Origin of the sequence: Streptococcus pseudopneumoniae (assembly GCF_001070815.1) — a bacterium.
Classification (GTDB): domain Bacteria; phylum Bacillota; class Bacilli; order Lactobacillales; family Streptococcaceae; genus Streptococcus; species Streptococcus pseudopneumoniae_P.
The window spans coordinates 21,243-34,363 of the sequence record NZ_JVLX01000065.1 but is presented as its reverse complement, the minus strand read 5'-3'; the positions used below and the strand labels follow the sequence as shown (position 1 = coordinate 34,363).

Here is a 13,121-nt window from a genome sequence, read left to right as displayed (position 1 = left end):
AGATTTCTTATAAGATTGGGGCAAATAACTGGGCAATTTCCTTAATCAATTTTTGATACCAGCTATTTTTTATCGTATGAGGGAAAATTTCTTGAGATACTGAAAAAATCTCCTGAAAATCTTTTTGAATCTCTGTGATTGATGCCGTTTTATATAGCAAAACTGCATCTTCATAGTGATGAAGCAAACTTCTATAATCTAAATTAATCGTTCCAACTGCAGCAAAGTCCTTGTCCACTAGGATTTGTTTACTGTGGATAAAGCCTGGACTATACTCAAAAATCCTGACTCCTGCTGACAAAAGATCCGGATAGGCTCCTCTTGTTATGAGCTGGATTAATTTTTTATCCGGAATGAAAGGAGTCACGATGCGGACATCAACACCCCTCATGGCTGCATTTTTAATACTCTCAGTTAAATCATAGTCAATAATCAAATAGGGTGTTGTGATATAGACTGAATCAGTAGCCTGATTAATCAAACTTTGATAAACTTTTTTCCCTACTTGAGTACGGAAGATGGGCTTGGGTCCACTACCGTAAGGAATGCAGAGCCCTTGGCCAGAACAAGGCTGATTTTCCAGGTGATACTGGTCAAAATCGCTGATTTCCCCACGATTGATGTACCAAGTCATCAAAAAAAGACGGGTTAGAGCCTTGACACCAGGGCCATCTATGCGAATCCCACTATCCTTCCAATAGCCAAAACGTTCTACATGATTGATGTACTCATCGGCTAAGTTAATGCCTCCTGTATAAGCTACCTGACCATCTATGACAAGGATTTTACGATGGTCCCGATTGTTGTAAGCCACCGTCAAACGAGGAATCACCTTGTTAAACTTATGGGCTTCAATTCCTCGACTACGAAGCTGAATAGTGTAGTCTCCGGGTAAAGTCGCCATACAGCCGATATCATCATAGAGCATCTTGATCTCTACACCCTGAGCTGCCTTTTGCTCTAATATATCTAGTATGCTATTCCACATCAAACCTTCTTCGACAATATAGTACTCTAGAAAGATAAATTTCTCAGCTTTCTTGAGGTCTTCTAGCATATGTTGCCACATGCTCTCACCCGAAGAAAAGAATTGTGAATCTGTTCGATCATAGACATCGGCATTGCTATCCATACTTAGTAAAGATTTGATAACTCCGTAAGCCGCCTTATCATCTTCCTTCAATTTCTGGCGGAGAGCTTTACTGTTATCCTCCCGAAAATGCATAGAACCAAGTTTGTCCAACTGCTTGATTTCTTTTTTGGACAATCGCCTTTCACCAAACATCAGATAGAGCAAGGGACCAATGACAGGAACAAAAGTCACCACTAACCACATCACTTTACTATCAGGCGCCATTGAGCGATTGACAATCGCTACGATAGTCGCCATACTCATAAAAATTAAGACAATTACCCATAGAATAGGGGCCATACGCCCTAAATAGAGAAAGAAACCAAAAACAAGACAAAGTTCAAGTAGCATAATCGAAAGACTAAAGCCATACTTGGACATCAATAATTGAAATTTTCTATATTTCATATCCCCTCCTTGATATTTTGATACTCAATGAAAAGCAAAGAGCAAACTAGGAAGCTAGTCGCAGGTTGCTCAAAACACTGTTTTGAGGTTGCAGATGGAAGCTGACGTGGTTTGAAGAGATTTTCGAAGAGTATGAATGCTAAAAACAGGTAATTAATACTAGTATAACGCAGGTATTCGGTAGAAGGCAAGTATTTATAATCATTTTTCTGAGTAAAAGCAAAAGAGACTGACAAAACCAGTCTCCTTCCAGTCTATTTTGATAAAACAATGCGATCAGACGCTTCTCTATCCCTATCGTCAATAATCATCTGATTGCCATTAATTGCATAAATCTTGACATCATCCCCAATAATCATGCGTTGATTAGCGGCATCGAAGCTAACCTGCTTGATTTCTTGATCTCCGTCAGTTTCTACCTGTGTCCATGTACCAGTTGTTCCAGTTACCACTAAAGTGATACGGTCTCCTTCGTCCTGACCAGTATAAGTTCCATCAATATTGGTTGGTTGAGCCTCAGGCGCATTTTGTGAAGAACTTGTTGCTGACTGGTTTGAATTTTCTGCCGAAGATGAAGCAGCAGATTGTGATTGCTGAGTTTGTTGTGTTTGCGATTGAGCTGCTGGTTGTTGAACCTGTTGAGCTCTTTGTGAACAAGCTACTAAAAGACTAAGACTTGCTAGAGAAGCAAGAGAAAGTGTGAATGTTTTTACTTTCATGACGAATTTCCTTTCTGCTACCAATTTACAGAAGTATTCCTTCTAACTAGTAGTTTCCCTAGTATAACAAGTTCAAAAAAGGAGGTCAATTTATCTGCTCATGCCCCAGTAGATAGCCCCGTACTTCTGAGATAAAATAGAGAGACCCTGTAACGAACAACAAATCCTGGGCATCTGCTCTTGCTTCAAAATCGCTAATAAATTCTCGATAAGAAGGAACTATATCGTAACCTGTTACATCTGTTTCATCCAAAGAACCTTGATAGTCAAAGCCCGTCACCTTGAGTTCCACCTGAGGCAATTTTTCAGTCAGATAAGCCAACATCCCTTGATAATCCTTCCGTTTCAAGGCTCCAAATAGGATTTGAGGACGATAACCTTCCTGCTCTTTTTCTTTAATAAACTCAACCAAGCGAGTCAAGGCAGGAAGGTTATGAGCACCGTCCAAGTAAATCTGAGGACGAATACGCTCCAAACGCCCAGCCCAATGGGTCTTCTCCAAAGCCTGTCTTACAACCTGTTCATCAACAGCTTCCTTTCCTTCTCTCATAAAGAGAAGAAACGTTTGTAGCGCCAAGGCCGCATTTTCCTGCTGATAAGCTCCTTCCAAGCCTATTTTCAACTGTGAAAGGTTAGCCAAAGAGCTTGAAAAATCCCCATTCAGCATTGAAAAATCCTGACCTGCCTGATAAAGGTCAACAGCTAAAGATTCTGCTTTTTTCTGACAAACAAGCCTAGCTTCTGAAGGCAACTTCGCAAGTACTGCCTTTTTACCAGCCTTAAAAATACCAGCTTTCTGCTCTGCAATTGCTGCTATACTGTCACCCAGAGTCTCCTGATGATCAAGTCCGATGGAAGTGATGACAGCAATCTCTCCAGTTACCACATTAGTCGTGTCAAGTAAGCCGCCAATTCCCACTTCTAATAAAACCAAATCCACCTCTTGCTCTCTAAAATAAAGAAAAGCAATCAAGGTCAGCAATTCAAAAAAGGACAACTGATCATGGGTTTGCAGAAGCGTTTTCTCCATCTCCTTGACCTGATTAGCCAAACGGATGAAGTCTGCATCAGCTATAGGTTGTCCATTAATGCAGATTCGGTCATTGATAGAGACGATATGAGGGGAGGTAAAGGTCGCAACTTTTTTGCCATGTCCCATAAATAACTCCCTCATGAAAGCAATGGTAGAACCTTTTCCATTAGTTCCTGTTACGTGGATAATAGGATAAGACTTCTCGGGATTCCCCAACAAATCCACCGCTTGTTGCATTCGACCCAAGCCTGATCGAAAATTCGAACCAATCCGACTATGGAGCCATTCTTCTACTTCAAACATATACATCTCCTTAATTACAGGTTCAATCAACTGTCTCAATAAAGTCTCATAACTAACAAAAACGAGGCCAGGATTTTCGTCCCGACCTCTCACCTGGTTAGCTAATAACTAGCTACTATGAATATTAACTTAGGGTAAAAATATCCTCCGAATTTACTGACGGTTTTTATTTTTAGCGTCAGGCTAAAAACGTCCCCCGGACGTTTTTACTCCTCCATAAAACTGTTGAAGACTTCTTCAATCATATTCCATTCGTCTTCTGAGTCTTCTGGGATTGGTTGCAATTCGCCTTCTGTTCCATCTTCGTTTTCGATGAATGAGTAAGCTTGGATTTCAACTTGTCCGTCTTCGTCTTCTTCTGCGTTAACTGGTACTAGAAGAACATAGTTTTTACCAAATTCTTCTTTTCCGTCAATCGTCAAAAGGATTTCAAACAAGGTTTCATTTCCTTGCTCATCTACTAGTGTAATTAATTCACGTTCTTCGTGGTCGTGGTTATGATCGTGTGACATAGCCTCTCCTTTGTATTAAAATTTTCTATCTAAATAATTTTGTAAAATCAGCTGAGCTGCTAACTTATCAATGACTTTCTTGCGCTTGTTACGGCTAATATCTGCTTGCTCAATCAACATGCGCTCTGCGGCAACTGTTGTCAAGCGTTCATCCTGATAGTCTACTGGTAAACCAAAAAGCTCTTCTAACTTTGCTCCGTAGGCTTGACTAGCTTCCACGCGCGGTCCGCTTGTATTGTTCATGTTTTTAGGCAAGCCCACTACAAATCGTTCCACCTTGTAAGTATCAACCAACTCCTTAACGCGGTCAAAACCAAATTGGCCTTGCTCCTCGTTGATTTGGATGATTTCAAGTCCTTGAGCTGTAAAACCAAGCGGATCGCTAATAGCCACCCCTACCGTTTTTGAACCGACGTCCAATCCCATAATTCTCATAGGTTATAAATCGACTCCTTGTCCTTTAAGGTAGTAGCGGACCAATTCTTCAACGATTTCATCGCGCTCATACTTACGGATTTGATTTCGTGCATTATTATAACGAGGAACGTAGGCAGGGTCTCCACTCAATACGTAACCTACGATTTGGTTGATTGGGTTGTAGCCCTTATCGTTCAACGAAGCATAAACATCAGTCAGAGTTTCGCTAATTTCTTTTTTATTGGAATCGTCCAATTTAAAACGTACTGTTTCTTCAGTAAATCCCATTCTAACACCCTCTTTCCTTAGAATAGTACCATTATAGCATAATTCCTTACGTTCTACAATTCAGGCAGTCTATTTATTTGGATTTTCTATTGTTCTGTCGCACCATTTGCCAATCTGTCTGAAATATATTTGCTTGGTTCATTTTTCAAGAGATTTTCTAAACCAATGTTCTTCAAATATTCTAACTGAGAAGCCTTCTTGACATCCAAAACTTGAAAATCAAAACTAGTCGTTGTTTGAAGTTCTGTTGCACTCAATAGTTTAGTTTCAAGCTTAAATCCTGCTAATTTACGAGCTTCTATAATAGCCTCATCCTTCTCCTCTGCCTCGAGAAGAGCTTTTTGAGTTTCTTCCACTCCATGTTGGTCGATATAAGTCTTCAACTCATCTGAAACTGGACGTTTTTGTTGAATCGTTAAGCTCAAAAAAGTCTTGTCCTTGTATGTAATGGTTTGGGTTTGCTGGCTACCATCATCTGACTTGGGCAAGACCAAAGTCTTGGTCACAACTGTATTCTTCTCAGCATTCTCAATAACTGGCAATGCCGACTGAAGCGTATCCTTTTCTGTTTTTGTAGCTGTTCCAGTTTCTTTTTTCTGTCCGCAACCAACCAGGACAAAAAGGAAAGCTAGACTAACAAGAACTATTTTTTTCATTTCTTTCTTCTTTCTTTTTTTTTAAATTAAAATAAGACTGGGAGTTGCTCCCAGCCTTGATGTTTATAGAGCTGCACGCAAACGTGCTTCTGCATTTTCTACATTACGGACAGAGCGTGGTAGGAAGGCACGAATATCATCTTCCTTATAGCCAACTTGCAGGCGTTTTTCATCTACAAGGATTGGGCTCTTTAAAATTCTCGGTGTTTCCATAATCAGATTGAGGACTTCGTTGACACTCAAATCTTCAATATCCACTCCAAGGGCTTTGGCATAGCGATTTTTAGATGAAACGATGCTGGCTATTCCGTTATCTGTTTTGGTTAGAATATCCAGTAATTCTTCTCTCGTAATTCCTTCTTTACCAAGGTTTTGTTCTTTATAACTTAACTGGTGGGCATTGAGCCAGGTTTTTGCTTTTTTACAGCTAGTACAACTTGAGACTGTATAAATTTTAATCATGTACCTACCCCTTTCGCTACATGTTACTATCAGTTTAGTCTATTATACCATAAAAAACATCCGACTTGCGACCTATTTTTAAATTTTTTTGACTTTTTTCGTCATTTTCGTACTTTTTTCTTGACAAAATGAAATTTACAGCCATTCTTTATATTTCTTGATATAGATTTTTTTCACAATTGTCACGCTAATCATATACAAAATAATGATGAAAAGTAAAAAGATGAAATAAATCGGTTTTAAAGGAGTTAAATGAAGTAGGATTGCGAGTGGACTGTAGGGAAGGAAGGTCACAAAGGCTGCAGCCAATAAGGTTGTCACAAGGACTAGCCAAGCTGGACGACTTTGTAAAAAGGGAATTTTGGCTGAACGCAGCATATGGATAACCATGGTCTGTGACCACATGGACTCGATAAACCAACCTGTCTGAAACAAGACAATAAATTCTACGGCAGACTCTGCCCCATGAACATAAGCTTGACCTGTTGTCATGGGTACAATGATAAAATAAAGCAAAATAAAGGTCAAAATATCAAAGGCAGAAGAGATAGGTCCCATCCAAATCATGAAACGTGTGATGGACCTAGCTTCCCAGGTATGCGGATTTCTCAAAAAATCTTTATCCACCTTGTCAAAAGGCAAGGCAATACAAGACAAATCATAGACTAGATTTAGGATAATCAAATGGACTGGTGCCATTGGTAAAAATGGTAAAAAGATTCCAGAGACTAATAGGGATAAGATATTCCCAAAATTAGAACTCACTGTCATTTTGATATATTTAGTCATATTGGCATAGACCTTACGCCCTTCAACAAGTCCTTTTTCCAGAACCATGAGATCCTTATCAAGTAGGATAACATCAGCTGTTTCTTTGGCAATATCTACTGCTGTATCAACAGAAATCCCCACATCTGCAACTTTCATAGAAGGAGCATCATTGATTCCATCCCCCATATAGCCTACAGCATGACCATTAGCCTTAAATTGCAAAATAATCCTTGCTTTTTGGTCAGGAGAAAGTTTGGCAAAGACTGTTACCTCCTCCACGGCTTGAGCCAATTCTTGATTACTCATCTGATCAATTTCAGATCCTAACAGCATCTGATTGATATCCAAACCAACCTTTTCACAGACTGCTTGGGTAACTTTTTCGTTGTCTCCCGTCAAAATCTTTGTTTGAACCCCATGTTCTAACAGAGCCTTAATTGCTGGTGCTGCAGATGGTTTAGGAGGATCTAGGAAGGCTAAATAACCAGTTAGAATCATATCCCCTTCATCATCAACTGTATAGGTATGACCTTCCCTCAAACCTGACTTATAGGCCACTCCCAAGACACGCAAACCTTGTTGATTTAGTTGTCGTACTTCCGCTAATATTTCTTCTCTAATAGCATCTGTCAATGGAGTAATCACTCCTTGGTATTCCGCATAACTGGAAATCGTCAACATTTCCTCTAGGGCACCCTTGGTTACCAAACTAACAACCTCGTGTTCATCCTTAACGATAACACTCATCCGTCTACGTTCAAAATCAAAGGGAAGCTCATCTATTTTTTGAAAAGTTTGAGCCAGATTTTGCAAGAGGGCGTGTTCTTTGGCTTCCTTTTCAGTCCGTTTGATGATGGCTCTGTCCATCAAATTTTTCAAGCCTGTTTGAAAATAAGAATTGAGATAAGCTCGTCTCAAGACGGTCAAATCCAAGCGTCCGTGGATGTCCAAGGGATATTCAAGGACAATTTCGTCTTGGGTTAGAGTTCCTGTCTTATCTGTACACAAAATATCAATCGCCCCTAAGTCCTGTATGGCATTGAGTTTCTTGATAACCACTTTTTCCTTGGCCATAATGATGGAGCCTTTTGCTAGACTGGCCGTGATAATCATAGGAAGCATCTCAGGTGTCAATCCAACACCAACACTCAAAGCAAATACGCCAGCTTCTAACCAATCTCCATCTGTTAAACCATTGGACAAGAAAACGATGGGCACCATGACCAACATCAAACGAATCAAGAGCCATGAAATACTATTCATCTCCCGCTCAAACGAAGTAGGCTCGTCATAGGTGTTCAAAGTCTGCTCAATGGCTCCCATCATGGTATCATCACCAACTGCTAAAACCACGGCCTTGGCACTACCAGACAAGACATTGGTTCCCATAAAGGCGAGCGCTTCTGCTTCTAGCAGACTATCAGATTGTTGAACTGTTGCCTTGGTCAAGGCCAATTTTTCAACCGATTCACTTTCACCTGTCAAGCCCGACTGTTGTACAAAGAAATCGCGCGACTCAAATAAAAGAAGATCTGCTGGAATCATGTCTCCAGCGCTTAATTTAACCACGTCACCCACTACCAAATCATCGATAGGTACTTCTTGGATTTCTCCTTGACGAATGACAGTCGCTGTGTTGACAATCATTTTTGATAGATTGGTCGCAGCCTTATCACTACGGAGTTCTTGGACAAAGCGTATGCCACCAGAAATGAGGACGAGGACAACGATGATAATAGAAGTCGTCGGATCCTCTTGACCTGGTTTTGCCAACCAGACATTGGTCACCAAGGAAATCACGGCGATGACCAGTAAGATGATCGTAAAAGGATTGATAATGGATTCGTAAATTTTTTTGAGGATACTGTCTTCTTGACCCTTTGTGATGGTATTTTCACCATATAGGTCACGATTTTTCTCCACCTGCTGCTCCCCAGTCAAGCCTGTTAGACTTGTCTTATAAAAAGATAGAGTTTCGTTTAAAGATGTATGAATAGCTGTTGCTAATCTTTCTTTTGTAGTTTTCATTGGTTTCTCCTATCTGTATGAATGATGTGTTTCATACACAGAGACCAATCACTTTATAAGGGCAGAACGACACAAATCAGCGATTGGCTGTGTATGTGCGGTTCCGGATGATCGTCAATTTGCATCGTCTATCTCCTTTCTTTGATTTAAACAGTAGAAAATCCCACCATAAAATGGCAGGATTAAAAAACTAATTATCTGTTTTTCGTTCAAGCTTTAACTCCATAGGGCAATGTAATGAGCTTAGTCTTGGCCTTCGCGACCAGGACTGTTGACCAACGAGTAGTGTCTCCACTGCTTTGCGGTAGTCATCCGTATCCCTATGGTAGCCTCACCTACCGTTTTCGTTTTTCAGTATAAACCTTTAAAATTTAAAAGTCAATCATTTGAGTTGTTTAACTCTTAGATAACTATCAACTCTTTTGGAGCTAGGGTCAACAATTCACAACCGGTCTCTGTAATCAAGATATCATCCTCGATACGAACACCGTATTTGCCTTCTATATAGATACCTGGTTCATCGGTTAAGGCCATACCTGCCTTAATAATTTCTGTAGAAGTTTGGCTAAAGTAAGGTTCCTCATGAATATCCAGCCCAATACCGTGTCCAATACCGTGGGTAAAGTAGTCGCCATAGCCCGCCTCGATAATAATATCACGAGGGATTTTGTCAAAGTCTCGGAAACCTAATCCTGCCTTAGCCTGGTCAATCAAGGCTTGGTTGGCTTTCAAAACCGTATTGTAAATCTCCGCCTGCTCGTCGCTGACATGCCCCAGATAGATAGTCCGTGTCATATCACTGACATAGTGGTCATAAAGGCAACCGAAGTCCATAGTAATGGCTTCTCCCAGCTCCACTGGTTTGTGCATAGGATGAGCATGAGGTTTGGAAGAGTTGATACCACTAGCTAGAATCGTATCAAAAGACAAGCCAGATGCTCCCAACTCACGCATACGGAAGTCAAGGAAGTTGGCAATCTCAATCTCAGTCTTTCCTGGTTTGATAAAGTCAAGCGCATCGCGGAAAGCTTGGTCTGAGATAGAACAAGCCTTGCGAATAGCTGCAATCTCTGCCTCGTCCTTAATCATTCGAAGACCTTCGACAAACTGAGTTTGTGGAAGCAAGTCAATTCCTTCAAAGGTTGCCTGCATACGGTGATAATAAGACACTGAAATCTCATCTTCAAAACCGATACGAGACAAGCCCATGTCCTTGACAATTCCTGCAATGACAGCCAATTCATCACGGTCTGCCACAATCTCAAAGCCACTGGTTTCTTGCTTAGCTGCAATGATATAGCGAGAGTCTGTCACCAAGACCTGACGGTCACGGCTGATAAAGACTGTTCCGTTTGAGCCCCAAAAACCAGTAAGGTAATAGACGTTTTTAAGGTTATTGATGATGATGCCATCTAGTTCTTTTTCTTGCATTTTAGCTAGAAATGCTTGTACACGTTTATTCATGATGTAACTTTCCTTTCAAATACTGTCCTGTGTAGCTGGCTTCATTGGCCGCTACTTCTTCTGGAGTTCCTGTTGCGATGATGGTTCCACCACCGACACCGCCCTCAGGTCCCAAGTCAATAATATGGTCTGCTGTCTTGATAACGTCTAAATTGTGCTCGATAACAAGGACTGTATTGCCATCGTCAACAAAGCGAGCTAAAACCTTGAGCAAGCGAGCGATATCCTCTGTATGGAGTCCTGTCGTCGGTTCATCCAGAATATAGAATGACTTGCCTGTCGAGCGTTTGTGGAGTTCGCTAGCCAGCTTCATACGCTGGGCTTCTCCCCCAGAAAGAGTGGTAGCTGGTTGCCCTAGCGTCACATAGCCCAGTCCCACATCCTTGATGGTCTGAAGTTTACGTTGAATCTTTGGAATATGTTGGAAGAATTCCACTGCATCGTTGACGGTCATATCCAAGACCTGCGAGATATTTTTTTCCTTGTAATGAACTTCTAGGGTTTCACTATTGTAGCGGGTTCCGTGGCAGACTTCACAAGCCACATAAACATCTGGCAAGAAGTGCATCTCAATCTTGATGATCCCGTCACCTGAGCAGGCTTCGCAACGACCACCCTTGACGTTAAAACTGAAGCGCCCCTTCTTGTAACCACGAATCTTGGCTTCGTTTGTTTGAGCAAAAAGGTCACGTATATCGTCAAAGACACCTGTATAGGTAGCTGGGTTGGACCTCGGCGTCCGTCCGATAGGGCTCTGGTCAATATCAATCAAGCGGTCGACATGCTCAATCCCTGTAATAGTCTTAAATTTACCAGGTTTGTCTGAATTACGGTTGAGCTTCTGGGCAATAGCTTTTTTGAGAATGCTATTGATTAGGGTCGATTTCCCTGAACCTGATACCCCTGTCACCGCAATGAATTTTCCTAGTGGGAAGCGAGCAGTGATATTTTGCAGGTTGTTCTCACGCGCTCCTATCACTTCGATAAAACGACCATTTCCGGCACGGCGCTCTGTTGGCACTGGAATAGCACGTTTGCCTGATAAGTACTGGCCTGTGATAGACTTACTGTTACGAGCTACCTGCTTAGGCGTACCTGCCGCAACAATCTCCCCACCAAAAACACCAGCACCAGGACCAACGTCAATCAGATAATCCGCCTCACGCATGGTATCTTCATCATGTTCCACCACGATGAGAGTATTGCCCAAGTCACGCATCTTTTTGAGACTGGCAATCAGACGATCATTGTCCCTCTGATGAAGACCGATTGACGGCTCATCTAGGATATAGAGGACGCCTGATAGGTTGGAACCAATCTGGGTTGCCAAGCGAATACGCTGACTTTCCCCACCTGAAAGGGTACCTGCCGAACGCGACAGCGTCAGATAGTTTAGACCCACGTTATTAAGGAAGGTCAAGCGGTCCTTTATTTCCTTTAGAATGGGGCGAGCAATGATGGATTCATTTTCAGACAAGGTCAACTGGTTCACCAAGTCCAAGTGGTCTGCGATAGACAGGTCTGAGATTTCTCCGATATGTGGCCCTTGCTCGCTACCCACACGGACAGACAAGGCATGGTCATTGAGACGATAGCCATGACAGGTTCCGCAGGTCAGCTCATTCATGTAGAGACGCATCTGGGTGCGCGTGTAATCGCTGTTTGTCTCGTGATAGCGACGTTTGATATTATTGACAACTCCCTCAAAAGGAATGTCAATATCGCGCACGCCACCAAATTCATTCTCATAGTGGAAATGGAATTCCTTGCCATCAGACCCATAGAGAATCAAGTTCTTATCCTCTTCTGACAAGTCCTCAAAAGGCTTATCCATATCCACTCCAAAGGCCGTCATGGCCTGCTCTAGCATATTTGGATAGTAGTTAGATGAGATAGGATTCCAAGGTGCTAGCGCTCCCTCACGTAAGGTTTTGCTGGCATCTGGTACTACCAAATCAGTATCCACCTCCAGCTTGATTCCCAAACCGTCACACTCACTACAAGAGCCAAAAGGAGCATTGAATGAGAAGAGACGTGGCTCTAACTCTGGAACAGTAAAGCCACAAACTGGGCAGGCATAATGCTCAGAGAAGAGCAACTCAGAGTCGTCCATGGTGTCGATAATGACATATCCTTCTGCGATACGAAGGGCAGCCTCAATGGAATCAAAGAGACGACTACGGATACCCTCCTTAATAACAATACGGTCAACCACGACATCGATATTGTGTTGCTTGCTCTTAGATAACTCTGGCACTTCGGTCACATCATAGACTTCCCCATCCACACGGACACGAACATAACCGTCTTTCTGAACCTTCTCAATAACACTCTTATGTTGGCCTTTTTTCTTGCGGATGACAGGGGCCAAAATCTGCAAGCGCTGGCGTTCAGGTAACTCCAAAACCTTATCCACGATTTGCTCCACCGAAGAGGCCTTGATAGCTCCATGCCCGTTGATACAGTAAGGCGTCCCCACACGCGCATAAAGGAGACGCAAATAGTCATTGATTTCAGTCGTTGTTCCCACCGTCGAGCGAGGGTTTTTGCTAGTCGTTTTCTGGTCGATGGAAATAGCTGGGCTGAGGCCATCAATGGCATCTACATCAGGCTTCTCCATATTTCCCAAAAACTGACGAGCATAGGCTGACAAACTCTCCACATAGCGGCGTTGTCCCTCAGCATAGAGGGTATCGAAGGCCAGACTGGATTTCCCTGAACCTGACAAACCTGTCACGACAACCAACTTGTCTCGCGGAATCTCCACATCAATATTTTTTAAATTATGGGCACGCGCCCCATGAATGACAATTTTATCTTGCATCTTTGTTCTTTCTAGTCCATTATTGCTTACCATTATACCAAAAAAAGTGAGATTCTATTACCCAAAAGGCTGAATTTGTAGTATAATAGTACGGTGTGAAAAAA

General features: G+C 42.0%; 11 protein-coding genes and 1 riboswitch. All 11 genes read right to left on the bottom strand.

All coding sequences use genetic code 11. The annotated features are described in order from the left end of the window. Nucleotides 1-7: 7 nt before the first annotated feature. The 11 genes from cls to uvrA all read right to left on the bottom strand — a co-directional run bounded on the left by cls (nt 8) and on the right by uvrA (nt 13,017). Complete coding sequence (gene cls / locus ADG81_RS08245; RefSeq protein ID WP_049502625.1) at nt 8-1,540, bottom strand: cardiolipin synthase; 1,533 nt, start codon at nt 1,538-1,540, stop codon at nt 8-10. A 254-nt stretch (nt 1,541-1,794) separates the two neighbouring features. After that, on the bottom strand, nt 1,795-2,259 hold the full coding sequence (locus ADG81_RS08235) for an SP_0198 family lipoprotein (RefSeq protein ID WP_049551441.1): 465 nt from the start codon (nt 2,257-2,259) through the stop codon (nt 1,795-1,797). Nucleotides 2,260-2,344: 85 nt separating this feature from the next. Further along, nucleotides 2,345-3,595, bottom strand: coding sequence for a folylpolyglutamate synthase/dihydrofolate synthase family protein (locus ADG81_RS08230; RefSeq protein WP_049551440.1), 1,251 nt, complete (start codon nt 3,593-3,595; stop codon nt 2,345-2,347). Nucleotides 3,596-3,801: 206 nt separating this feature from the next. Next, the gene (locus ADG81_RS08225; protein ID WP_000017620.1) at nt 3,802-4,107 is read right to left on the bottom strand and encodes a DUF1292 domain-containing protein; all 306 of its coding nucleotides are present in this window, start codon (nt 4,105-4,107) and stop codon (nt 3,802-3,804) included. Nucleotides 4,108-4,122: 15 nt separating this feature from the next. After that, on the bottom strand, nt 4,123-4,542 hold the full coding sequence (ruvX, locus tag ADG81_RS08220) for a Holliday junction resolvase RuvX (protein WP_004239076.1): 420 nt from the start codon (nt 4,540-4,542) through the stop codon (nt 4,123-4,125). A gap of 3 nt (nt 4,543-4,545) precedes the next feature. Further along, nucleotides 4,546-4,812 (bottom strand): IreB family regulatory phosphoprotein, encoded by a 267-nt coding sequence (locus ADG81_RS08215; RefSeq protein WP_000507059.1) that lies wholly within the window; start codon nt 4,810-4,812, stop codon nt 4,546-4,548. 86 nt (nt 4,813-4,898) lie between these two features. Beyond that, the gene (locus ADG81_RS08210) at nt 4,899-5,468 is read right to left on the bottom strand and encodes an SP0191 family lipoprotein (protein WP_000725153.1); all 570 of its coding nucleotides are present in this window, start codon (nt 5,466-5,468) and stop codon (nt 4,899-4,901) included. Nucleotides 5,469-5,531: 63 nt separating this feature from the next. Then, complete coding sequence (gene spx / locus ADG81_RS08205) at nt 5,532-5,930, bottom strand: transcriptional regulator Spx (protein ID WP_000591165.1); 399 nt, start codon at nt 5,928-5,930, stop codon at nt 5,532-5,534. A 135-nt stretch (nt 5,931-6,065) separates the two neighbouring features. Beyond that, nucleotides 6,066-8,729 (bottom strand): magnesium-translocating P-type ATPase, encoded by a 2,664-nt coding sequence (gene mgtA / locus ADG81_RS08195; protein ID WP_049551439.1) that lies wholly within the window; start codon nt 8,727-8,729, stop codon nt 6,066-6,068. Nucleotides 8,730-8,923: 194 nt separating this feature from the next. Continuing rightward, nucleotides 8,924-9,074, bottom strand: a riboswitch (M-box (ykoK) riboswitch). Between the two features lie 57 nt (nt 9,075-9,131). Beyond that, complete coding sequence (locus tag ADG81_RS08190) at nt 9,132-10,193, bottom strand: M24 family metallopeptidase (RefSeq protein ID WP_001042845.1); 1,062 nt, start codon at nt 10,191-10,193, stop codon at nt 9,132-9,134. Beyond that, on the bottom strand, nt 10,186-13,017 hold the full coding sequence (gene uvrA, locus ADG81_RS08185) for an excinuclease ABC subunit UvrA (RefSeq protein ID WP_049551438.1): 2,832 nt from the start codon (nt 13,015-13,017) through the stop codon (nt 10,186-10,188). The genes ADG81_RS08190 and uvrA overlap by 8 nt, the downstream gene beginning before the upstream one ends. Nucleotides 13,018-13,121 lie beyond the last annotated feature (104 nt).